Here is a 20,492-nt window from a genome sequence, read left to right as displayed (position 1 = left end):
CCGATACAAAGCAATGCCTGGAACGTTCGTCATCATTGCCGCGGGCATGTTCGTCGCCGCGTTGGTCGCCCTGGTCGCTTCGGCGGTCATGCCCAACGAAGAAAGCTCGGCTACCGAAGACCGATTGGCCACCCTGGCGTCGCGTCGTCCCGGCGGCCCGGATTCCAAGGACCAGCCGTCGTTATTGGTGGCCGGATCGCTGGACGACCAAAAGGTCGGCTTCAAAGCGATCTTCGACAGCATGCCGCAATTGCGACAGTACCTGGAACAGGCCGACATCGAAATGTCGCCGGCCCTGTTTGCTGGAATCTGCGGTGGCTGTTTTGCCGGTGGCGTGTTCGTCACGGTCGTTTCACCCTTACCCGTCTTATTGGCACCGGTGGCGGGTCTGTTGATCGCCGCGATCCCGATCGGATGGCTGTTGATGAAACGCAAACGACGCTTGGCAAAGTTCGGCAAGCAGATGCCCGAGGCTTTGGAACTGCTCAGCCGTTCGCTTCGCGCCGGACACTCGCTGAACGCGGGATTCGGTTTGGTCGGTCAGGAAATGGAAGCCCCGTTGTCGGTGGAATTTGCACGTTGCTTTGAAGAACAAAAGTTCGGCATCCCGTTGGATGAAGCGATCGAAGACATGGCCGCTCGGGTCCCCAACATGGACCTGCGATTCTTTGCAACGGCGATCATCCTGCAGCGTCAAACCGGGGGCGACCTGAGCGAGATCTTGGACAAGATCGGACGCTTGGTGCGTGAACGTTTGCAGATCCAAGGTCAAATCCAAGCGTTGACCGGGGAAGGCCGCATGAGCGGTGCGGTACTGCTGGCACTGCCTCCGGTGCTTTTCCTTGTCATGCTGAAGCTGAACTACGACTACGTGATGATGCTGTTCACCGACCCCGCCGGTCGCTACATGCTGGGGGCCGCGTTGTTCTCGCAGCTGCTGGGTGCTTTGGCCATCAAGAAGATCATCACGATCAAAGTCTAAGCCCTGCACGGTCGCCCACGTGGGTGACATTTGTTTTGTCCGTCTGTTGCCGTCTTGACGTCTCGCTTTTGTGTTTTTGATTGGAATGTCTGTCATGTTGACGCCCATGATGCTCGCCAGTTCAACGATGCCCATCATCCTGACCTGCGTTGCCGCGTTTGTCGGTGTGACCGCGGTGGCTTGGCTGGTTCTCGGTCGTGTCAGCGGTGATGATCGCCCGACCGCCGAAAGCCGTTTGGACATCCTGAAGGATCCGCGCAAAACACGTTCGCAATCCGAAGGCGACGACAAACGCAAAAAGAAGAACGAAGCGTTGACCGCGGCGTTGGAAAAAGCGTCGTCGCCGATCGGCGACAAGATCGCCGGCAACGAAGCGGAAATGGGCAAGCTTCGCGAAAAGATGGTCAACGCGGGTTTCCGCCACGAATCGGCCCCGCTGATCTTCAAGTTCATCCAATTGGTCTTTTCCGCGTCCGGCTTGTTGGTCGGCGGTGTGACCGGGCTGGTCATGAACGGCGTGAATTCAGACATGATCATGAAGCTGGCGATCGGTGTGATCATCGGCTTCGGATTGCCCAACTTCATCCTGAATTTCTTGGCCAATCGACGCAAGCAATCGATCTTCCTGGGCCTTCCCGACGCATTGGACTTGATGGTCGTCTGTGTGGAAGCCGGCTTGGGGATGGACCAGACACTGCGAAAAGTGGCCGAAGAGATGAAGAAGTCGCACAAGAACATCGGCGAAGAATTCGCGATTGCCAACCAGCAACTGCAATTCGGTCGCCCACGAAATGAAGTGCTGGCGGCGTTGGGTTACCGCAGTGGTGTGGACGACCTAAAACAGTTGGCCAACATCCTGATCCAAGCCGACAAATTTGGATCCAGCGTCTCGCAAGCCCTGCGGGTGCAGAGTGATTCGATGCGGACCAAACGGCGGCAGATCGCCGAAGAAAAGGCGGCCAAGACGGCGGTGAAGATGATTTTCCCGCTGGTGCTATTCATCTTCCCCGGCATCTTCGTGATCCTGGTCGGTCCCGCAGCGATCAACATGTCGCGGCAAATGCTGGGCAACTGATCCGGCAAAACGCATCGGCAGCTAGGCATCGTCGATGGCGGATCGGATCACGCGACCGATCGCTTTGTCCAGTTCCGCCACGGTATGACGTGCCTGCAAACGTTCGACTTGCCGCCGCAAAGCCGTTTGTTTGCTTTGGCGAAACCCGACGTTGGTCAAGCGACTGATCAAGTCCGCCGCCTGATCCACGGTCGAATACAGACAAGCGTCCGGAAAAAGTTCCGGATAGCTCAAACGATCGGGCAGCACGGGTACGGCACCGGACCAAACCGCTTCGCAAATCGCGATGCCGAAAAACTCATGGTCCGCCGTCGACACTACGACGTCCATCTTTGCGAGCATCGACCAATACGCCTGCGATGATTCGGCAAAGCCGTCGTGTTCGATGCAATGGCCATACGACACACGGATGCACCGGAGCGACTCCGGTTCCCTGGCCGGCCGACTGCCCAACAAGACCAAGCGAAACGGAATCCCACGCGACTGCAGCTCCTGGCACAGCGACAACAACCGATCCGGACGTTTGTCGTGTTCCCATCGTGACACCCACCCGATGCTTATCGGACCATCATCGGATGTTCGGCGGGGCGGCAAGTCATCACCATTGGGAGGCTCAAATCCCGGATAGATGACTTGGCACTTTGACGCCACCGCCTGCAAATCATAGTCGCCGCGACCGTCGGGCATTTGAGCCAACAACCGGCCTGATTCTCGCAGGAATGTGTCGCGGTGAAAGGCGGAATTGAACCAGCACTGATCCGCTGCCAGCGCGGTCAACAAGTTGCGATAGGCGTAGTGCAGGTCCACCCTAGCATCGGGCGACGTCGGATACGTGAACTGACTTTCATGAAAGTAGGCGACGATCGGAACGACGGCGGATAACGAATGCCGCATCAGTCCGGCCCACGCGGCCAAATCCAACATGTCGGTGCAAAACACCAGGTCGGGTTGGCCATGTTGATCGATCCATGCTCGTGCCGAATTCGACATAGAAACCGGTGAATGACTGGTTCGCCATTTCCAGTGCACGGGCTTGTCGGTCATCACATGCCAGTCGAAGCGGCTATGCTTGCGTACCTGCTGTATGAAAACGCGATGACTGCCGCCATGAAACGGGTCGATCGCCAAAATGGTCGGTGCGGAACTTGGCACGGCCACGTCGCTTCTTTCAGTCTTTGTCAATCACGATGAATTACCAACCGCAACGATCGTGGCGTGGCGACCGCTGGTCAAGCCTAGACCTATCGGTGGTGTCCGACTTGCCGACGCCGGCATTGTTGTGGGATGTCGAGGCGATTGCTGCGAACCTGGAACGCATGATCGACGTTGCGGGCGGACCGGACCAGGTGGATCGCCTGTGCCCTCACGTGAAAACCCATAAGTCGCGTGATGTCACGGCAATGCAAGTGGACCGAGGCATCCGGTCTTTCAAAGCGTCCACCGTTGCCGAAGCCGCCATGGCCGCCGAGGCTCGTGCGGCCGATGTGTTGTTGGCGCATCCACTGGTTGGCCCCAAGGCCGAGGCGGTGGTTCGACTGGCCCGACAGTATCCCGCAACGCGTTTTGCGGGGATCATCGACAACTTGGAAAGCATCGATCGGTTGGTACCAACGATTCAGTCGAACGAGATGGTTCTGGATGTCCACATCGATGTCGACGTTGGCATGCACCGAACCGGAGTGCCCCTTGGAGACGAATTGGACCAATTACGGTCGCGCATCATCGCATCGAAATCACTGCATTACGCCGGACTGCACGTCTATGACGGCCATTTGCACCAAGCCAGTCGCCGACAGCGAAATGATTCCGCTCGCGTGATCCTGGATCAAATCCGGTCCGACCTGGATCGACATCCCACCGAAACAATCATCGTCGGCGGTTCACCCAACTTTGAATTCTGGGCGGCTCAAACCAGTTCAACCTGCGGTGCAGACACCGGAACCAACACGCGCTGGCGATTGAGTCCTGGAACGACAGTGCTGTGGGACATCGGCTATGCCGAACAGTACAGCGAAGCGGACTTCCAAATCGCCGCGGCATTGCTGACGCGAGTGGTCAGTCGTCCAGGATCGGATCTGCTTTGTTTGGACATCGGCACCAAAGCCGTCGCATCGGAAATGGCGATCGCCGACCGCTTCGTCTTGCCCGCAATTGCCGACGCAACCATCGTCGCACACAACGAAGAACACGCGGTGATTCGGACCGACCGCCGATCCGATTTTGCAATCGGCCAACCCTTGGTTGCTTTGCCCAGGCACATTTGTCCCAGCGTTTGTCGCTATCCCAACGCTCATCTGATTCGCGACGGTCGCATCACCCATGACCGATGGACGATCACCGCACGTGATCGCTGGCCGTCAGATTGGTGACCAAGACGTCACGTGGGCTTTGACCGTTGGCAACAGCGGATTCGCATTGATGTTCCAGCCATGCCGGCACATGAATCGGATCTTCACCGGACCACTGCGTTCGCAGGATGTCCCACCCCAATGAATCGCAGTGCCGCGTGAATGACTGGCGGTCGGATCCGTTGACGGTGGGCATGTCGACGACGGGTTTCGCGTCATCATCAAGACTCATTCGATAGCCCAGCCCGCCCCACATGGCATCGTCAACCACATTGACGTCCTTGATAACGCCGTCACGAATCAGACACGCGGCTTCGGCCCAAAGCGTGGCTGCCAACCGGTGATGAATCTGATCGACCGTCCAATCCCGACCCTGGCGAGTGTACCGGGTGACCAACCCGCCGACCTCCGGTGCAAGCAGATGTTGATCCGCATCATTTTGGTTGTCGAAAAAACCACCGCCGTCATGGCGGCCGCGACGCTTGCGTTTCACCAATGCCGGTAACAGCGGCGCCGAGACGAACCGATCGGGGAATGCCCGCCAGTAACTGCGTCCGCCATCGAATGCGGTACGGGTTCCGATCACGTCCACCAACGCCAGCGGGCTGATCGGCATCCCGAATTGCATGGCAGCATCCGCGATTTGCGATGCCGTTGCACCGCGACACAACATCGTGATTGATTCGTTGATGTAAGGGGCCAGCATGCGGTTGACGACAAACCCGACGTGGTCGCCAACCCGCAAAGGAACTTTGCCCAATCGTCGAACATGATCCGCACAAACATCGACGATCGCCGGATCGGTTTTTGGCGAAGCGATGATCTCCACCGCAGGCCGTTGAGCGACCGGCATAAAAAAGTGCATGCCGACCACACGTTCAACCTGGTCCAGCGAACTGGAGATATTACGAATTGGCAGCGTGGACGTATTCGAGCAATAGATCGAACCGCCGGGCAGATCGGCTTGTGCCTGTCGAAACAACGCCTGCTTGACTTCCAAGTTCTCAGCGACGGATTCAATCAAAAGCGTCGGACGACCGTCGCCTGCCCAATCATCTGCACCGCCGGCGTCACGAGGATCGCTTGGTTCGATACGGATTGACGTTAAGCTACCGATGACCGATGGAATCGACCGAATGTTCCAGGCGTTGCCGGATGGATCATCGCCTGGAAACGTGTGTTGCAGCCACTCGGATGCCGACTGCAGGGCCGACGCGTCTTGATCGACCACATCAACGGCGATGCCCCGGCGCAAGTGTTCGGCACACACGGCGCGACCGACGACACCGAACCCGACCAATACGGTTCGCATCATGGCGTGGAGGTCGCCGACGAATCGCTGCTGGTCGCTGGCTTGGCCGGAGGCAGCAAGATACGTTCGGTCGGCTTTCTCAACAGCGGCGGGACCGCCGACGATTCGCCGTCATCACGACCAGTGGGTTTGGCATCTTCATCGGGATCGTTGTCACTGGAACCGTCGTCAACGGGATCGTCGTCGGTCGGGAACGGGATCGGCACCATCACCACGCGAACCGGCGTATCGCGCGGCGGCAAGTTTTCGGTGAACGGTTCAAACAACAAGTCGGCCGACTGGGCACTGCTTTCGAAGGGAACGTCCAGCATCGCGGTGCCGAAATTGGACACACAGATCATGTCGCCGCCATCCGCCTGGTAATACCGTTTGCCGTCGATCGGGTCGGTCCAAAACTCGCTGCCCGCAAACACCCAATTCTCGCTCAGTGGTTTCTTTGTCTTGATGTTGCGAACCAGTTTCCGTCCATCGACCACTTGGAACTGCTGGTTCTTGTCGCGAAAGCACACCCAAATGCGAATCGCTTGACCGGTGGGCGGAACGAAACGCGGTTCGTACCGCACCACCGTCCCCGATTTGGCTCCCACGGCCAACAACGCCGTATGGACTTCGCGACTCTTGGCCAGCAGGGCGACAACCGATTCGTGTTCTTTGGTACCCGACGGACAGGCGAACATTTCCAACATGCCGCGATCCAGTGTCACGTAACCGTCGACATAAACGCGTTTGCGTTGACGGTCGATCCAAAGGTTGGAACTCTTTGAAAGTCGTTTCGCTTCGGGCGGCGGTGCGAAAGCCTTGGCGGCGACCTGGTCGACGTACTGCGGCGTGTCGTCCTGGCCGGGCATTGGCGAATCATCCGCTTGGGCTTGGATTTCATCCAGCGGCGGCAACCCCTGCCCGGTGACCGTCCCACCGGTCAAAATGATTGCCGCAGCGGCGACGTTTGCGACGAAGCCCCGCCATCGTTGGCGGCGGGTGGGCATCGGTTTTCGCAGCGAAAATTCCATCTTGGTTTGATTCCTAACGCGATTTCCAAACGGATGCTGGCGGACCGGCGACCTCGGCATTTCGCGGGTCATGTACGTTTTCGTTCATCACGATTACCGTACGGCGTTGCCCGATGACCGTACGGTGGGCCGCGGCATGCAAGGCGGTGCCGGGTATGCTGGGAACCGCGGTCGCACCGTTCGGCAGGACGCCAGGTTTGCCTCTTGTGATTATCAGTTTCAACCACAGCCACGTCCATGTCGACCCTTACGATTGACGAAGCCTTTGAGCACGACCGACTGTCCGATGCCGAAAAGGACCAGTGGGCCAAGTTGCAGAAAAAGGTCCGCAAGCATGCCGAAAAGCTGTCCGCCCAACGAATCTTTGGTGATGCGGCCGACAGCGGCGTGGTTTACCGATGGGGCGTCGCCGCGGCCCTGCGATCGGCCTGCCCCGCGAATTGGCAACTGCTGAGTCGGCTGGCGGCGACCGGCAAGCTGTCGCCGCGATACAGCAAATCGATCGACTTGGTCCGGCTGGCCGAAGACTTTTGCGATGACGTCCCGGGGCCACGTGCCGACGCGTTGGAATCGACGCAAGCGGTGTTATGGGCCGCGGCCATGCCGTGGCTGACCGACCGATTGCCCACGCGATTGTGGTGGGACCTGCTTGGAAAGCTACAGCATTCGGCCGAACAACAGCGGGAATGTGACCAGGCTGATGCGACGGCGCGATTGATCCTGGGCGGCGAACTGGGGCTGACGATGGCATGGCGATTGAAAGACTTGCCATCATGCCACCGCATGCGGGAAGCATCGGTGAAGGTCGTCAAGGAATGGTTGAATGCGGAAGGTGACGCGATCGCCGACGCCATGCGGGGTGGCCGAAACGCCCGACTAGTTGCTGCGTCCCTGCTCCGGTGCGAAGACCTGTTCGCCGCGACGACAAAATCCAGTTTTACCAAACGACAACGTGCCATCGCATCGGACGTCGCCACTTGGGTGGCCGGGCTGACCAGTCCTGGTGGTCAACCTTCGCTGTTGATCGATGACGCCCGCGTCGACGAAGCGGTACCGGACAAGTATTTTCGCGATGACGTCGGCGGCGCCGTGTCGGCACAGCCGAAACGTCCTATCAAGCAAACCACGGGGCTGTTGGAAAGGATGTGCCGCTGGGACCCGGAGACGCTTCGTCCGGCCGTCGAAGCCGCCCTCGGAGTCTCGCAAAGTGGCGGGCGTTTGGCTTGGTCCGTTTCGTTACCCGAATCCTTGATCCACTGTGACGACGCCAAGTTGGGCGTGATGCTTCCCGAGTGGGACGTCCGTCGCGGCCGGACCGTGATCGACTATTCCCAGCCGGATTGTCGTATCGAAATGTGCTGTGGCCGGAAACAGCTTCTTGCCGGCCAGTGGCAAACGATGATTCGCTTCGGCGGTATCGAACAAAACAGCGAAGGCGAGTGGGAATCGACGTGTGAATACAGTGACGACGACGTCCACTATCTGGAATTCGAACAACCTTGGTCCGGCGGGCTGATGCTGCAGCGTCACGTCATGCTTCTTCGTGATGATCGCTGTGCGATGTTGGCCGACAGCGTCTTGCCGTCCCCCGAAGCGGACCCGGATGACGATCGGTTGATCCAGTATGTCAGCCGTCTGCCGCTGGCCCGATCCGTACAAGCACGCGACGAATTGGAAACCCGCGAAGTTTACTTGCATGCAAAGCCGGCAAATTCCTCCGGTGCAAAGACACGCAAAAAGAAAGCAAGCTCTTTGGCCGACGCTTTGGCGATCCCGTTGTCGGCGGGTGAATGGCGCGTCGGCCCCAGTGCGGCCCAGCTTGACGCAACCGACGACGGCGTGCTGGTCTTGACCGCCGAAGCCCGAACGGCGTTGTTCGCCCCGCTGTGGTTGGACTTGATGCCCAAGCGTTTCAAACGCAAACGCACATGGCGGACGCTGACGATCGCCGATGAACTGAAACGGGTGCCAAGCGATCAGGCGGTCGGCTACCGCGTCCAAATGGGCAGCGACCAATGGATCGTCTATCGCTCGCTGCGTGGGCAACGCGTCCGCAGTGTGATGGGAAAACACCTGATCGCCGACTTCTTTGCGGCGCGATTCCACATGGACGAAGGCGATTTCGAAGAACTGGTCACGGTGGAAGGCAGCCAGGATGACTGAGACTTTGCAACGACTGGATGATGCGTCCTTTCAACGTCTGCGTGACAACTGGCAATCGGTCGTCGACGACGTTGCCGAAGCAACCCTGCAGGCCGGCAGGGAACCAAACACAGTTCAAATCATTGGCGTGACCAAGTACGTCGATGCCAGCCTGACCGCGGCGTTGTGCGAAATTGGTTGCCGAGACTTGGGTGAAAACCGCCCCCAAGTGTTGTGGAAAAAGGCCGAGCAGATGGATCCCGAGGCTTTGGCCGCGGCGGGGTACGCCAATGCTGCACCGCGATGGCATCAAATCGGTCACCTGCAAACCAACAAAGTCCGTCGGTTGCTGCGGCACCGCCCGATGATCCATTCGATCGACAGTCAAAAATTGCTGGACGTTGTCGCCCAACAATCGGTCGACGCCGGGATCACGACCTCCTGCCTTTTGGAAGTCAACATCAGCGGCGAACAGGCCAAAACGGGAATGGCAATCGACGATACCCGGCGATGCTTCGACGCGGGTATTCCCGCCGGCGTCCAGGTCGACGGTCTAATGGCGATGGCATCCTTGCATGGCGGCCAAGACGACGCCGCGACACAGTTCGATCGGCTGCGAAAGCTGCGTGACGAATTCCAAGACGAATATTCGCGACCGCTGCCAACCCTTTCGATGGGCATGAGCGGTGATTTCCCCGCGGCCATCGCCGCCGGTGCGACCATGGTCCGGATCGGTTCACGGATCTTTGCCGGGCTGATGTAACGGGCACTCGCGGTCGCGAACGCCCGACGGCGAGGATCACTACGCCGCCCGACGACGAGGATCACTACGCCGCGTCACCGCGGGACGATCAAAACAACCGTGCAGCAGGAAGTGTTGGACTTGTCGAACCGCTTCCTCATGCCGCGGTAATCGCTGGTGTGTTGCAGAGACGACCAGATGTTCATGAGAGCATCGTAGCCGGGTCGCTTCCAATTCCACGACCCGGTCCCAACGTGCCGCGACCACCCCGACATCCAGCCCCGTTGGTGAGGGCAGACGATTGACCAAGCTGTCACGGTGTTCAGCCAATTCGGCAAACGGTGGAAACCAACGGGCAAGCGGACCAGAGGGCAAGCGTGTCAAACGCGAACCACCGTTGGGCGGTGCCAGCATCACAAATCGGGCACCGGACAAGCGAAATCGCAGCAGCGTTTGACGCAGAATGATGCACCCCATGCTGTGACCGACAAAGTGCAACGTTTCGACGTCACGATCGGCCAAATGACGCAAGACAACACGTGCCAAACGATCGGCGTGATCACGGATCGAATGAATCAGCGTGGAATACCGCCAACTGGTCACGTGCATGCCGAGGTCCGACAGCGAATCGGCGATCGGTCGCATGCTGCGATGACTGGCCAACATGCCATGGACCAAGATGACCGATGTCCGTTGGACGTCGGCTTGGCATTGCGGAGCGATGCGGGGCAGATCCGGCCGAACGTTCACCGCAGATTCCCCTGGTTTTGTGCCGCCTGGTTGCCGCCACTGGGACCATAGTGAAACCCCGTCACGTTCATCTGAACCTTCATGTTGGGTGACATGGGATCTTGGATGCTCATGTTTTCCCCGGTCAAGAACATCGGCTCGGCGCCTGGACGGCTCTGTCGCATCTGCAACGCATTGCCGGGGGCGCCTTGCAGGGTGAACAGACTTTTGCCGGATTGATAGGCCGCACGACTTGCGGCAATCTCGCGAGTCACTTTGTCCTGCAGACTGCGGAACAACACACCACCGTCGGCCAACAGTTCAAAGGAACGCGCGGTCGGACCGGCAAGCGACGGTGACAGGCTGGCCGGATCGACCCCCAACTGCAAACGCTGGCATCGGATCGTCGCATCACCGCTGGCCAAGTGCTGCATTCGAGTCACGTCGACGGGCGTTTCCCAATCCGGAACCGCTCGACTTCCGATTTGCACGTCACGATGAAACGTCAGACTTTGGTTCTGTAAACTGCCCACCATGCGGTCATAGTAAGTCAGGTGCACGCCTTGCAGGGTCGGCGTGTCCACGTCCGCGATCGGGCTGGAACGGGCCGCTTCGTTTTGTTGGCGACTTGCCAATTGAGCGGCTTCCAGAGTGGTTCGCGGCCGGGGTTGCGAATCATCACCGCCGCTTGCACCGGAGATCGAGTTCGCCTTTTCTTGCAACAGCCAAGCCCAGTAGGCACCGGGACCTTCGGCCAATAGTTGGCCACCGCTGTCGGGCAGATAGACCAACGACGGTGCACGCAACAGGTGGCGTGACTGTGTTTGCCCGTTCACATTATTGGAAACCGCTTCGATCGACACCGGCAAATCGCCTTCACGCAACAGTGAGACGCGTGCCAGCGTTGCCTGCCGCAAGGTTTTCATGTCGCGGAGCTGGACACCATCGGTCAGATCGGCGACCAATGAATCGCCCCGCAACTGGAATTGCCAGGGTTGATCCCGATGCGTCATTGCCGCGTCGATGGTCACGCCACCACGCAATCGGATTTGGCGTCCGTCAAAGATCATGCCACCGGCAAAGTGACACCTGGGTGCGGTGGTCCACTTCAGCGACGGAGGTTGTCCATCATCACTTGCATCTGCCGTTTCACCGGCCAGTCCGCTGGGCAGAATCGCCGTCGGCATTTGGAACTGACCAGCCTCGTTGATCTCCACCACGTTGTCCATCGGACGAATGTGCAGCGCGGGGCCGGCAAAAAAGCCGTCGCCCAAGTCCAATCGGGCCGGACGATTCGGGCTGCTGAACAGGCTGATCCGTTCCGATCCGCCGCCACCGGTCAGTCGCAGTTGATCCCCTTGCAGCACGGCGTTCAATGCTTGCTGTCCGACATTGACCACATGAGTCAGACGGACATCGCCGCGTACGGACAAGTCTTCGGCAGTCAGATCACGATCGGCAATCCGCAGTTTGGCGGCAATTTGGCGTCCGGCGATCTCCGGACGCGGACGGGCCACCGGTTCGGCCGGTCCGTCAGCGGGCCCCGGCTGGACGACCCAGCGCCGCACCCCATTGGCACCACCATCTGTTGCACCGGAGCCGTCGGCATCACGTCCGGTGGTCGAAAGCATCGAATCCGTTTTCGCAGCGGAGGGATCCACTTCCTGGAACACCAGCGTCAAGCTATCCGTCATCGCGCGAATGGTGGGCGTGTCCAACAACACGGCTTCCTTCGCGACAAAACCAGACGGCACCAGCGATGTCTTCTCATCCGAAAACCGTGACGGTTGCAGGTCGCAGCGGACGTGCGCGGCCGAAAAAGCACCGCCGGCTGACAGAATCGCTTGGACGTTACCGTCGACGTTGACTTGCGTGGCGGCAAGCGTGATCGGCGGGCCCGATTCTTCATCGATCGATGCCCCGCCGACGGATCCCCTTGTGATCGACGTCGCAGCGGGTGCGTCCAGCGGTGTCGCGGCGTGGTGCCGAGTCTCGGTCGGCTTGATCTCCAAGCCCTCCGACCACGCCAGATGCCGCACGGGCGAATCTTCCATCTCGATTCGAATGCGGCCCGCACCGGCGGCCAACAACCGTCCCAGCACGCGTGGTTGTCGCGGGTCAAATTCATAGACCATCTGCTGTAAGCCCGCGACGATCCCGTTGTACCGCATCGTGACCAGTTTGGTCTGTTGTGAGTTCGCCGAAGCGTCGCTGGAAGTTTCGCCGGGATTGGAAACTCGCAGCACGCCCCGCTGTGCATCGAAAAAGATGTCGTCGGCGACCAGCCCGAAACCACGGCTTGGCATGTACAACGATGCCGGCGCATCCGACGCACCTACCGCTTGCACCTGAGAAATCCAGTCCAGGGGGCCTTCGCGGCGAAGTTTGCGGTTCAGCGGATCACGCAGGGTCAGGGTCAGTTCCGCGCAATCAAATCGGTCATCGTCTTGGCCGGGGGTTTGCAAGACAAAGGCGACGGAATCATGCAGGGTCAATTCGTTGACGCCAAAGTCGAATTCAATCCCGCCACCGGATTCCATGCTCAGCACCGATCCCGGCATGTCTCGCATCGGAACGGTCAACTGGTCCAGATAGATCAGTTCCATTCGATCGACGATGGATTGCAAGTTGTCGGCGGCCGGGCCGGCGGCTTCCATCAGGTGCAACGTCAGGTCACGCCCGACCAATTTGACGTCGCCGAACGACATGTCGATTTGCTGAGTCGTCCAGATCTTCTGCCGATCCACGCTGATGTAGCTGGTACGAATGTCGATGGCGGATGCATCGGTCGCCGGTCCAGCCGTTGCTCTCGATAACGAAGGGGCTCCACCGTGCACGTGGACGTTCCCGATCAGGTTGGCGGTCTTGATCGGTGGAGCGTCGTCGCCCATCGAATCCAGGTTCAACGAACCGTCGAATTCAATTTCCGCCGTCTCCGCTTCCAAGATCAACGGTCGCTTAGCGCGATCAATCGCCAAATCGCGTCCGTACACCACGGTGACCGGCTTGGCCGTCATCCGATTGCCTTCGTCGCGAATCAGTTCGCCGAACAACAGCACGGCGTCCCGCATCTGTAGTTGCTGGCAGGTGCCGCGCTGCCAAGCGTCTTCGGGAAACAAGTAGGCCAGGGATTCGCGGGGGCGCAGCGACGCCTGTTCGGCCATCGGGACCGATTCAATCTGGGGCGGCCGCAATAACCAATCGGTCGCGGTCTGGTAGGTCAGCGCGGCGGCAATCAGCACACCCAGCGCCAAGAAGTAGTCTTTGCTGTGTTGCATCATGGGTTGCGGCCCCGTTGCCGATGCGATCCCGGGGCGTGGCCCGGTTTGGCATTTCGGCAGACATCGGCCCGACCGTCATCGGGCGATCACGTCGGCACGTGCTCCTCCCATCGACCTTTGGCTTTCAACAAACACTCCACCAGTTCACGCAGTGCACCTTGGCCGCCGCCGGTGCGCAGCACCCAATCGGCGATGTCGCGGGCGTCGGCTGATGCATCCGCCGGGGCGACGCTTAGCCCCACACGCCGCATCACCGCAATGTCGGGCAGATCGTCGCCGATGTAACAGGTTTGCTCCGGCGTGCATCCGATGTGGCGCATGATTTGTTCGGCGGCCGGCCACTTGTCTTCGAAGCCTTGGACACACTGATCGATGCCCAGTTCGCTGGCGCGATGGGGCACGATCGTGCTTTTGCGGGCGGTCAGAATGCCAAAGCCGAAACCGCTGCGCATCCACAACTTGATCGCCAAGCCGTCACGAGCGTGGAAGCTTTTGGATTCCACCAGTTGGTCGTCATAGGTGATTCGTCCATCGGTCATCACGCCATCGACATCGCTGATCAAACAGCGGATCTGGTCGGCGATTTCATTCGGACGCGGCTGAAAGTCGGTTACATCAGACATGGGCGGTCAACTTCACCGAAGACGGACCATCAGTTGCACCGGAGCCTTCCAACGACACCACATCCGTGATGTCGATCAATCCGATGGGGCGTCCTGTGGTGTCAACGACGGGCAATTCACTGATCCGGCGTTGGGACAAGATCGCGATCGCGTCGCGCAGTTGGGATCCGGACCGGATCGTCGTCGGACAGCGCGTCATCAATTCCGAAACGGGACGATCCAGTTCGCTTTCGCGTCGTGATTCCAACAACCGTGCCAGATCGCTGTCGGTAAAAATCCCGGACAACGTTTGATCGGCGGGATCGACCAGCATCACCGCGCCGCTGCGTCGCCCGTGCAGCCCCGCGACGACCATTGCCTGACGCACCGGCACGTTGTGCGGCGCGATGCGACAATGGGCGACGTCCCGCATGATGTCGTCGACGACGGTCAGTTTCCGGCCGAGCGCGCCACCGGGATGGAAACGAGCGAAATCCTGGGGTGTGAACCGGCGGATGCGGCTGGACAGCAACGCGATCGCATCGCCGACGGCCAACATGGCGGTGGTGCTACAGGTCGGTGCCAAGCCGTTGTGACAGGCTTCGCGGTGTTTGCCGATGGTCACGACCAAATCGGCAGCGGCGGCCAGAGGGTTGTCCGCGTCGGCGGTGATGGCGACCAGCCCGTGGCTGTACTGTCGCAAATGTGCGGCGATCGCAAGGACTTCTTCGCTGCGACCGGAATTGGAAAACGCCCAAACCAGGTCGTCTTTTCGGACGCGGCCCAGGTCGCCGTGGACGGCTTCGCTCGGATGCAGAAAGTGGGCGGGGGTGCCGACGCTGGCCAGGGTGGCGGCGATCTTTTGACCGATCCAGCCGGCTTTGCCGATGCCCGTGACGATCACGCTGCCCCGGCAATCGGCGGTCAGTTCGGCCGCGCGGACGGCGTCGGCCGACAACGTTTGGGCGGTCTGCCGCAGTGCCTCAGATTCGGCCAGAACCGTATCGCGAAGACAACGCAAACGTTCCAACGGGGTTTCCGGTGGGACATCGATCGTGTCGCCCAAACGCGGGTCAATCGAACGTGGATCCGCCGCGGGCGCGACGGGGGCGCTGGCGGACGTGTCGTCCAGACCTGACGGGCGAGGCTTGGGGGCCGGCATGGCGTTCACGTGGCGCTTCCTTGCGTCAACGGTGGGGGGCCGGTCGACCGGGTCGGGCCGGATCGGCCGTGACGGATCGACAGGATTTTCAGGCCGACATTAGCGAAACACTCCGCGCGGCGGCAACGGCCATTTCCCCGCTCGTTGGCAATCCGGAATGTGGTGTCTAGGATTCACGGGCCACAACGGTCCATTTTCATGATTTTCCCCACGCCGCGGGACCCTTTTGATGCCGGAATCGCTGGATCCGATCGCTCGACTGATGGCCACTTTGGCCGAGCGGGCTGAAACCATGCCCGAAGGTTCGTACACCACCAAGCTGATGCGGGGTGGGACCGAAAAGATCGGCAAGAAGATTCTGGAGGAAGCCGGTGAATTGGTCGAAGCCGCAGACGAACCCGGCGACGAAGGACGCAATCACTTCATCTACGAAGCCGGCGATTTGATCTACCACACCCTGGTTTTGCTGGCCCACAAACGCGTCGACATCGCCGAAGTCGCGGCTGAATTGGCCCGTCGCGAAGGCACATCGGGGCTGGTCGAAAAGGCCAGTCGCCCGCCCAAAGAATGACCGTCGCCGACGGGCTGACGGTCCAACCACGATACCCAAAACACGCATTTCACCTCGGCGAACGCAACTCACCCGACCCATCACGGAGAACCCCGCATCGTGTCCGCGTCCCTGTCCACCGACACCCTTCGCATCGGCATTCCCAGTAAAGGCCGCTTGAGTGAACTGGCCGAAGACCTGCTGACCCAAGCCGGGCTGCGATTCCGCCGTCAAAACCGCGGGCTGTTCGCACGCGTGGCGGGGTTGCCGATCGATCTGATCTTCTTGCGGACCGATGACATCCCCACGCTGTGTGCCGAAGGCGCAATCGACATGGGCGTGACCGGCAGCGATTTGGTGGAAGAAGCCGACGCCGACGTGACGACGCGAATGAACTTTGGTGTCGGGCGTTGCCGCCTGGCATTCTGTGTGCCCGATGATTCGCCGATCCGATCGGCGGCCGAACTGGACGGCAAACGGATCGCCACCAGCTTTCCGGCGGTGACCGCACGTTATCTGGCCAAACACGACGCCAAAGCGCATCTGGTTTCGCTGGCCGGCAGCGTGGAAGTGATGATCCAACTGGGCGTCGCCGATGCGATCGTCGACCTGGTGGAAACCGGCAGCACGCTGGCGGCCAACCGGCTGAGGATCTTGGAAGAAATCGGTGCCTACGAAACGGTGCTGATCCAAGGCCCGCGTTGCCGCGACACCGACACTGCCGACCGGCTGGTCGCGCGACTGGAAGGCGTCGTGCTGGCTCGCGACTATTCGATGGTCGAATACAACATCCCGCGGTCCAAGTTGCCCGAAGCCGAAAAGATTACCCCCGGCTATAACTCGCCGACTGTCAATTCATTGGAAGATTCCGACTGGTGCAGCGTCCAGGTCATGGTGCGTCGCGGCGAAGTCGCCGAAGTCATGGACCGGCTGAAGTCCATCGGTGCGTCCGCCATCTTTGAGATGCTGATCCACAATTGCCGCCTGTAGTCCACAGCGACCATGATCCACAACGGTCCTGGTTAAGCCCTGGGCGATTCACCTAGGCCGATGGCGGCTGCAGGCCCTCGGGCATCGTCCCGGCGGCCACCTCGTCGTGCCACTGGTCCATCAACGGCCATGATTCGGCCAGCGTGCCGAAGTCGGCCATCTGCAGATAACCCCGCACCCGCTGGATCGTCCGGTCCAACAAATCGGGATCGTTGCGAAAGATCGGTCCATGGCTGGGGGCCAGCCATTTGACGTCACTGTTGCGGATGCGTTCCAGCGACCGGACGAATGCGCCGATGTCGCTGCCGTGGTGTGCGTCGATCGCGCCGATGCATCCGTCGCGATAGATGTTGTCGCCGCTTAGCAGGACGTCGCCGACGCGAAACGACAACTGGCTGTCGGTGTGTCCGGGCGTATGCCAGACCTCGATCTCCAAATCCCCAACGGTGATGATGTCACCATCATTGACCTGATGTTCGATGGTGACCTTGGGCATGTCCAAGTGCAATTCTTGGGCTTCGATTTCCGCCATCGTCTTCAACCGATCGCCGGCTTCCAACGTTGCCACGGCCGCCGGGTGCGCGGTCACGCTGGTCCGCAACATCTGCTTGGCTTTGGCCAATCCCTGAACGTGATCCACATCGGCGTGGGTGGCCACCAGCGTTTTGCACTGGCTGAATGGAAAATCCAACTGACGAATCAGCTCGACATAATCGTCGACCGTTTCTTCGTATCCAATATCGACCAACAGCCACTGGTCGGCGTCATAGACCAAGAACACGTTGCACCCGAGAACTTCGCCGGCTTGAAAGTTCAGTTCAATGATGCCTGGGAAAAGGGGCTTTCGGGGCAGCATGTTTCGGCCTGGCGAATAGGTGCAAACGTAATGGGAAAAGGATAAGCGTCGATGGACCGGCAACGCCCGATCCGCCGACGTGGATTAACGAGCGGCTTTGCCACACGATCGACCGTCGGCAGAGTCTAAGGATTCGCGCCGCGATGGGAACCGCCACGACGATCACGATCCAGCACATCGTCCAGCCCCTGGCGATAGGTCGGGAAAGCCAGTCGAGGTAAAAGACATCGTTTCATTCTTCGGTTCCACACGCGTTTGTTGCTGTTGCTGCGGACCGACATTTTGGATTGACCGTCGGCAAACCGCGGCGTCGGCGCGGCCAAACGATCGGCGATGTACTGATAAAACTCGCGGCGGACCACGGGCCGATCATCGGCAACGGCGAACAACCGATGTGAGTGGACGCGGGACGATTCTGGGTCATTCGTATCCATCGCCTGCCAAGCCGCCATCACCGCTGCGGCCGCATCGGCAACATGGATCAAATTCAGATACCCGCCGCCCGGCGATGCCAAGACCCGACCGTCGCGGACATCGGCGATCCGTGGCACACGTTCGGGACCATAGATCCCACCCAGCCGCAGCGTTGTCGCCCGGCGATGCATTGCCCAGCGGCGAACCCGTTCTTCGGCCATCAAGTGTGCCTGGCCGCCGGGGCGTGTCGGCCGCGTCGGTGACGTTTCGTCGACCCAGCGACCGTCACGCTGGTGATAGACGCCGGTCGTGCTGATGTAGACGACTCGCGTGGTCGGCGCGATCGCGTCCAACAGACGCTGCAGCCCCAAAACCTGCGATTCGTAACGTCCGACCCGGGATGCCGAATCGTGGCTGACCGCGACCAACAACCGGTCCACCGGCGGCAGATCACGTAGCGTCGGTGACCGATTCCAATCGGCAATCAGTGGTCGCCAGCCGGCTTCTTTGATCGCTTCGGCTTTCCGCCGATCCCGCGTCGTGGCCCAAACTTGGTCGCCACGTGCCTGGGCCAGTCGGGCAACCCGCCGTCCGACATAGCCGCAACCGAATATCAATGTCCGTTGATTTAGCGTCCGCTGGTTTTCAGGGCTTCCCTGGGCACCAGGCGGCCGGTTCCGGCAAGAATCGAGGTCACTGGGTGGCATCAAAGTCGTCAAACAGTGGTCACAAAAGTCGTGAAATCGGCCAAAAAATGCCCCCAAACCGGACGGGCGGCCCGAAGTCGCGTTTTCCGCCCCAACCGGGTCGCTGCAGGCCCCGTGGGTTCCAAACCGTCGCCGCGGCTGATGAAAAACCGTGCGGTTTGACGGGCTGAAAAGGCATGATTCGCTCAGGCCGCGACACCCCGAGCCGTTTTTCGGGGTTTCACCGGTGTCGGCCCGGCTACAATAGGCCGCAGCCGAAGGCGGATCAAACTGGGGCCGTTTGGCACGGCAGTTTGGCTTTCGAGCTTCCTACTTCGATCCACCCTGTTTTCGATCCACCCTGTTTTCGATTTACACGTTTCGATTCACTCAGGCGAATGGTTTGGCGTGGTCCCGCAGTGGACCTTCGATGGCATTATGGAATCGTATCCACCAATGAATTGGACTTCGCGATCAGTCGAACGCCCATCGGGGCAGCGAACCGCCGGGCTGGCACTGGTGCTGACACTGGGCATCACTTGGCTGTCGTCATCCGCGGCGTCCGGACAGACGATCGTGGCGAATCCGCTGGCCACGTCGACCACGGCGGTCAGCGCCCGCATCGAAAACGACTATGACGGTGACACCAAAGTCACCATCCCGGATCCGCTTCGCGACGAATTGCGTTACGGTGGCGTTCCCGATTCGATCGACGAATTCCGCCAACTGGAAGACCAGGTCCAACAGGTCGCCCGACGTGGTGCCCGCTGCACCGTCGGTGTGAAAATCGGACCGGCACAAGGCTGTGGCGTGATCATCACGCAAAGCGGTCTGGTCCTGACCGCCGCTCACGTCGCAATGCGGCCGGGTAAGACGGCGGAAATCATGTTGGACGACGGCCGCACGGTGTTGGCCACGACCCTGGGAATGAATCGGCACGTCGACGCCGGATTGCTGCGGATTCATGGCGGCCAGAACAACGGCCGGCCGTGGCCCTGTGCGTCACCGGGTACCAGCGATCGTCTGCGTCCGGGAATGTGGTGCGTGGCGACCGGGCATCCCGGCGGCTACGACACGTCGCGCGGCACGGTGACCCGCGTCGGCCGAATCTTGGCCATCCAGTCGGGATCCCTGTTGACCGATTGCGCTCTGATCGGCGGCGACAGTGGCGGTCCATTGTTCGACATCGAAGGCCGCTTGATCGCCATCCACAGCCGGATCGGCAACGACGTGGCGGACAACTTGCACGTTCCGGTCGACTACTACAAAGACAGCTGGGACCGTTTGATGGCCGGCGAAGCGTGGGGCAGTCTGCCCGGCTTTCGCCCCGTCATCGGTGTGACCGGCAACAATTCTTATCCCGACGCCCGAATCCTGGACGTGCATGACGGTTCGCCTGCCCAAGACGCAGGAATCGAACCAGGCGATGTGATCACACAATTTGGCGAAGTCAGCGTTTCGAATTTTGAATCGCTGACCCGCGCGGTCTCCAACACGATGCCCGGTGAACGCGTCGTGGTTTGGCTGACCCGCGGCGGCACCCAGTTCAAAGTCCTGTTGGAAATCGGACGAGGTGAAGACGACGACTGATGGAAACAGGGGCCAGCGACG

At 60.2% G+C, this 20,492-nt stretch carries 17 protein-coding genes; 8 read left to right on the top strand and 9 right to left on the bottom strand.

Features of this window, described 5'->3' with window-relative positions; genetic code table 11:
* Positions 1-13: 13 nt before the first annotated feature.
* Both HFP54_RS09405 and HFP54_RS09400 read left to right on the top strand, forming a co-directional pair.
* Positions 14-982, top strand: coding sequence for a type II secretion system F family protein (locus HFP54_RS09405; protein WP_145294374.1), 969 nt, complete (start codon positions 14-16; stop codon positions 980-982).
* Between the two features lie 94 nt (positions 983-1,076).
* The gene (locus tag HFP54_RS09400) at positions 1,077-2,057 is read left to right on the top strand and encodes a type II secretion system F family protein (protein ID WP_145294372.1); all 981 of its coding nucleotides are present in this window, start codon (positions 1,077-1,079) and stop codon (positions 2,055-2,057) included.
* A gap of 21 nt (positions 2,058-2,078) precedes the next feature.
* On the opposite strand, the gene HFP54_RS09395 is transcribed toward HFP54_RS09400, so the two are convergent.
* Positions 2,079-3,209, bottom strand: a complete 1,131-nt coding sequence (locus HFP54_RS09395) for a tRNA-queuosine alpha-mannosyltransferase domain-containing protein (RefSeq protein ID WP_168564924.1) — start codon at positions 3,207-3,209, stop codon at positions 2,079-2,081.
* Positions 3,210-3,244: 35 nt separating this feature from the next.
* Here HFP54_RS09395 and HFP54_RS09390 point away from each other — a divergent pair, with 35 nt between their 5' ends.
* Positions 3,245-4,426: an alanine racemase gene (locus tag HFP54_RS09390; RefSeq protein WP_168564923.1), complete on the top strand. Its 1,182-nt coding sequence runs from the start codon at positions 3,245-3,247 to the stop codon at positions 4,424-4,426.
* Here the strand turns inward: HFP54_RS09390 and HFP54_RS09385 are convergent.
* Positions 4,392-5,720, bottom strand: coding sequence for a 3-hydroxyacyl-CoA dehydrogenase family protein (locus tag HFP54_RS09385; protein ID WP_168564922.1), 1,329 nt, complete (start codon positions 5,718-5,720; stop codon positions 4,392-4,394). The two genes, HFP54_RS09390 and HFP54_RS09385, sit on opposite strands and share 35 nt — an antisense overlap.
* The gene (locus HFP54_RS09380; RefSeq protein WP_168564921.1) at positions 5,717-6,727 is read right to left on the bottom strand and encodes a YdjY domain-containing protein; all 1,011 of its coding nucleotides are present in this window, start codon (positions 6,725-6,727) and stop codon (positions 5,717-5,719) included. Before HFP54_RS09380 ends, HFP54_RS09385 begins: the two co-directional genes overlap by 4 nt.
* Before the next feature lie 237 nt (positions 6,728-6,964).
* Here HFP54_RS09380 and HFP54_RS09375 point away from each other — a divergent pair, with 237 nt between their 5' ends.
* Both HFP54_RS09375 and HFP54_RS09370 read left to right on the top strand, forming a co-directional pair.
* A complete protein-coding gene (locus tag HFP54_RS09375) occupies positions 6,965-8,890 on the top strand; it encodes a hypothetical protein (RefSeq protein WP_168564920.1) in 1,926 nt (641 codons plus the stop codon).
* Positions 8,883-9,632 (top strand): YggS family pyridoxal phosphate-dependent enzyme, encoded by a 750-nt coding sequence (locus HFP54_RS09370; protein ID WP_168564919.1) that lies wholly within the window; start codon positions 8,883-8,885, stop codon positions 9,630-9,632. Before HFP54_RS09375 ends, HFP54_RS09370 begins: the two co-directional genes overlap by 8 nt.
* Positions 9,633-9,671: 39 nt before the next feature.
* Here the strand turns inward: HFP54_RS09370 and HFP54_RS09365 are convergent, their stop codons facing one another.
* The 4 genes from HFP54_RS09365 to HFP54_RS09350 form a co-directional block, all read right to left on the bottom strand.
* The gene (locus HFP54_RS09365) at positions 9,672-10,361 is read right to left on the bottom strand and encodes an esterase/lipase family protein (protein WP_168564918.1); all 690 of its coding nucleotides are present in this window, start codon (positions 10,359-10,361) and stop codon (positions 9,672-9,674) included.
* A complete protein-coding gene (locus HFP54_RS09360; RefSeq protein WP_168564917.1) occupies positions 10,358-13,621 on the bottom strand; it encodes a hypothetical protein in 3,264 nt (1,087 codons plus the stop codon). Before HFP54_RS09360 ends, HFP54_RS09365 begins: the two co-directional genes overlap by 4 nt.
* 86 nt (positions 13,622-13,707) lie before the next feature.
* The gene (locus HFP54_RS09355; protein ID WP_146415455.1) at positions 13,708-14,244 is read right to left on the bottom strand and encodes a KdsC family phosphatase; all 537 of its coding nucleotides are present in this window, start codon (positions 14,242-14,244) and stop codon (positions 13,708-13,710) included.
* Positions 14,237-15,385, bottom strand: coding sequence for a KpsF/GutQ family sugar-phosphate isomerase (locus HFP54_RS09350; RefSeq protein WP_168565214.1), 1,149 nt, complete (start codon positions 15,383-15,385; stop codon positions 14,237-14,239). Before HFP54_RS09350 ends, HFP54_RS09355 begins: the two co-directional genes overlap by 8 nt.
* 229 nt (positions 15,386-15,614) lie before the next feature.
* Between HFP54_RS09350 and HFP54_RS09345 the strand changes: the two genes are divergently transcribed.
* Positions 15,615-15,956, top strand: a complete 342-nt coding sequence (locus HFP54_RS09345) for a phosphoribosyl-ATP diphosphatase (RefSeq protein WP_146415456.1) — start codon at positions 15,615-15,617, stop codon at positions 15,954-15,956.
* Positions 15,957-16,055: 99 nt separating this feature from the next.
* Positions 16,056-16,925 (top strand): ATP phosphoribosyltransferase, encoded by an 870-nt coding sequence (hisG, locus tag HFP54_RS09340; protein WP_197138119.1) that lies wholly within the window; start codon positions 16,056-16,058, stop codon positions 16,923-16,925.
* A 52-nt stretch (positions 16,926-16,977) separates the two neighbouring features.
* On the opposite strand, the gene HFP54_RS09335 is transcribed toward hisG, so the two are convergent.
* Together HFP54_RS09335 and HFP54_RS09330 are read right to left on the bottom strand one after the other, a co-directional pair.
* Positions 16,978-17,781 (bottom strand): MBL fold metallo-hydrolase, encoded by an 804-nt coding sequence (locus HFP54_RS09335; RefSeq protein ID WP_146415457.1) that lies wholly within the window; start codon positions 17,779-17,781, stop codon positions 16,978-16,980.
* A 125-nt stretch (positions 17,782-17,906) separates the two neighbouring features.
* Positions 17,907-18,902, bottom strand: a complete 996-nt coding sequence (locus HFP54_RS09330; RefSeq protein WP_168564916.1) for an NAD-dependent epimerase/dehydratase family protein — start codon at positions 18,900-18,902, stop codon at positions 17,907-17,909.
* 435 nt (positions 18,903-19,337) lie between these two features.
* Here HFP54_RS09330 and HFP54_RS09325 point away from each other — a divergent pair, with 435 nt between their 5' ends.
* Positions 19,338-20,471 (top strand): S1C family serine protease, encoded by a 1,134-nt coding sequence (locus HFP54_RS09325; RefSeq protein WP_197138120.1) that lies wholly within the window; start codon positions 19,338-19,340, stop codon positions 20,469-20,471.
* Positions 20,472-20,492: the final 21 nt, after the last annotated feature.

Source organism: Crateriforma spongiae (assembly GCF_012290005.1).
GTDB classification, from domain to species: Bacteria; Planctomycetota; Planctomycetia; order Pirellulales; family Pirellulaceae; genus Crateriforma; species Crateriforma spongiae.
Note: the sequence above shows the minus strand (reverse complement) of the source record. Positions and strands in the feature narration are given on the sequence as shown.

Bases quoted from the DNA above. Each gene is read 5' to 3' on its own strand.
- HFP54_RS09405 (WP_145294374.1), top strand. From the start codon at position 14: ATGCCTGGAACGTTCGTCATCATTGCCGCGGGCATGTTCGTCGCCGCG.
- HFP54_RS09400 (WP_145294372.1), top strand. From the start codon at position 1,077: ATGTTGACGCCCATGATGCTCGCCAGTTCAACGATGCCCATCATCCTG.
- HFP54_RS09390 (WP_168564923.1), top strand. From the start codon at position 3,245: ATGAATTACCAACCGCAACGATCGTGGCGTGGCGACCGCTGGTCAAGC.
- HFP54_RS09385 (WP_168564922.1), bottom strand. From the start codon at position 5,720: ATGATGCGAACCGTATTGGTCGGGTTCGGTGTCGTCGGTCGCGCCGTG.
- HFP54_RS09380 (WP_168564921.1), bottom strand. From the start codon at position 6,727: ATGGAATTTTCGCTGCGAAAACCGATGCCCACCCGCCGCCAACGATGG.
- HFP54_RS09375 (WP_168564920.1), top strand. From the start codon at position 6,965: ATGTCGACCCTTACGATTGACGAAGCCTTTGAGCACGACCGACTGTCC.
- HFP54_RS09370 (WP_168564919.1), top strand. From the start codon at position 8,883: ATGACTGAGACTTTGCAACGACTGGATGATGCGTCCTTTCAACGTCTG.
- HFP54_RS09360 (WP_168564917.1), bottom strand. From the start codon at position 13,621: ATGATGCAACACAGCAAAGACTACTTCTTGGCGCTGGGTGTGCTGATT.
- HFP54_RS09355 (WP_146415455.1), bottom strand. From the start codon at position 14,244: ATGTCTGATGTAACCGACTTTCAGCCGCGTCCGAATGAAATCGCCGAC.
- HFP54_RS09350 (WP_168565214.1), bottom strand. From the start codon at position 15,385: ATGCCGGCCCCCAAGCCTCGCCCGTCAGGTCTGGACGACACGTCCGCC.
- HFP54_RS09345 (WP_146415456.1), top strand. From the start codon at position 15,615: ATGCCGGAATCGCTGGATCCGATCGCTCGACTGATGGCCACTTTGGCC.
- HFP54_RS09335 (WP_146415457.1), bottom strand. From the start codon at position 17,781: ATGCTGCCCCGAAAGCCCCTTTTCCCAGGCATCATTGAACTGAACTTT.
- HFP54_RS09330 (WP_168564916.1), bottom strand. From the start codon at position 18,902: ATGCCACCCAGTGACCTCGATTCTTGCCGGAACCGGCCGCCTGGTGCC.
- HFP54_RS09325 (WP_197138120.1), top strand. From the start codon at position 19,338: ATGAATTGGACTTCGCGATCAGTCGAACGCCCATCGGGGCAGCGAACC.